The sequence below is a fragment of the Stenotrophomonas maltophilia group sp. Smal17 genome, assembly GCF_030237045.1.
In the GTDB taxonomy this organism is placed as follows: domain Bacteria; phylum Pseudomonadota; class Gammaproteobacteria; order Xanthomonadales; family Xanthomonadaceae; genus Stenotrophomonas; species Stenotrophomonas forensis.
Map to the genome: position 1 here is coordinate 1 of NZ_JASJSU010000170.1, position 2,011 is coordinate 2,011.

1 protein-coding gene is annotated in these 2,011 nt (G+C 68.0%); it reads right to left on the reverse strand.

The features are described 5' to 3' along the window. Positions 1 to 161: 161 nt before the first annotated feature. On the reverse strand, positions 162 to 1,577 hold the full coding sequence (locus tag QRO93_RS21360; protein WP_053448695.1) for a DEAD/DEAH box helicase: 1,416 nt from the start codon (positions 1,575 to 1,577) through the stop codon (positions 162 to 164). Positions 1,578 to 2,011 lie beyond the last annotated feature (434 nt).

Sequence of the window (2,011 nt, forward strand, 5' to 3'; positions counted from 1 at the left end):
TATTTACAGCGTGTTCTGCGCTGCCCCCATGCCCATCCGCCCTCGGTACTGCCACCGCGTGATCTATCACCCGGTAGCCCACAACAAAAAAGGACGGCGCCTCAGCGCCGTCCCTCGATAGCCCCCCGCGCAGCGGGAAGCACAACAACTCTCAGCTGGGATCAGCCGGCGCGACCGCCGCCGTTGCCACCCTGGCCGCGGCCACGGCCGCCCCCATTGCCGCCACCACCACGACGCTGGCCCGCGCCCGCACCGGCACGCTGCTGGCCATTGCCACCGCCCTCGCGACGGCCGCCGCCGGACTTCTTCGGGCCGGCATGCGCATGGCGCGGTGCATCACCGTGCGGACGGCGCGCGTGGTTCTTGCGCGGTGCGCGCTCGCCGGTATCGTGCTCGGCCTTGCCCGGTGCACTGTTGCCCCAGCGGATCGGCGTCTGCAGCTCGAAGCCCGGCACATCGCGGATGTCCATGTCGCGGCCCAGCAGGCGCACGATGGCACGCAGCAGCTTCACTTCATCCTGCGCCACCAGCGAAATCGCCTGGCCGGTGGCACCGTTGCGGCCGGTACGGCCGATGCGGTGCACGTAATCCTCGGCCACCATCGGCAGGTCGAAGTTGATCACCTTCGGCAGCTCGTTGATATCGATGCCACGCGCGGCGATGTCGGTGGCCACCAGCACGGTCACGCGGCCCGCCTTGAAGTCGCCCAGCGCACGCAGGCGCTGGCCCTGGCTCTTGTTGCCGTGGATCGCCGCGGTCTTGATGCCCGACTTCTCCAGGAACGTGGCCAGCTTGTCGCTGCCATGCTTGGTGCGTGCGAACACCAGGGTCTGCTCGCGGCTGTCCTGCGCCAGCAGGTGCAGCAGCAGGTCGCGCTTGCGGCCGGCATCGACCGGGTGCACGCGGTGGGTGATGGTTTCGGCCACGGTGTTCTTCGGCGTCACCTGGATCTGTTCCGGGTTGCGCATGAACTCCAGCGCCAGCTGGCGGATGTTGTCCTCGAAGGTGGCCGAGAACAGCAGCGTCTGGCGGTTCTGCTTCGGCAGCTTGGCCAGGATGCGCTTGATCGACGGCAGGAAGCCCATGTCGAGCATGCGGTCGGCTTCGTCCAGCACCAGCAGTTCAATGCCGGACAGGTCGATGCTGCGACGCTCCAGGTGGTCGATCAGGCGGCCCGGGCAGGCCACCAGCAGGTCCACGCCGCGGCGCAGGATGTCCAGCTGGTTGCCCATGCCGACGCCGCCGTAGATGCATGCGCTGGGAATGCGCAGGTACTTGCTGTAGCCGCGCAGGCTGTCATGCACCTGGGTGGCCAGTTCGCGGGTCGGGGCCAGGATCAGCGCGCGCGGCTTGCGCGGGCCGCTGCGCACTTCCTGCGAGGCGGTGCCCAGGTGCTGCAGCAGCGGCAGGCCGAAGGCGGCGGTCTTGCCGGTGCCGGTCTGAGCGCCGGCCAGCAGGTCGCGACCGGCCAGCGCCAGCGGGATCGCCTGCTGCTGGATCGGGGTGGGGTTTTCGTAGCCCTGCTCGGCGAGCGCACGCAGCAGGAAGGGCGCCAGGCCCAGCGATTCAAAAGACATTGAGTTTGCTCCAAGTACAAGAAACGCCTGTCCGACTGGACAGACGGGGGCAGATCAAACTGATCGGCTGACTCGGAGCGTTCCCGTGAACCGCGCTGCGAGAATTGGGTGCAGCCGGCACGAAGCGCAGGCTGGAATGCGTGACGAACGGCGTCGGAGTGGGGGCGGGCGAAGAGGGCGGACCCAGGTCGCCGGCGGTCCCGGAGGGAAACGGACGGCCGCTGCAGACCCCGCAAGTCTAAACGATGTTTGAGACTTCACGCAAAAAGGCCTGTTCAGGTAGGGGTTCTGCCTGCAGGGCTGCGCCCTGCACCCGCAGAGGCCAGAGCCAAGGCCGGAGCAAGATCAAAAGCCGGGTTCCTGTGGGTTGGCGGGGTGGGTCCGGTGGCAGGGGGCGCCGTAAATACGTCCATGTAGGCTCGGTCGCGGCATCC

What these genes read in the sequence shown, in the direction of transcription:
- QRO93_RS21360 (WP_053448695.1), bottom strand. Translation starts at nt 1,577, where the DNA reads ATGTCTTTTGAATCGCTGGGCCTGGCGCCCTTCCTGCTGCGTGCGCTC.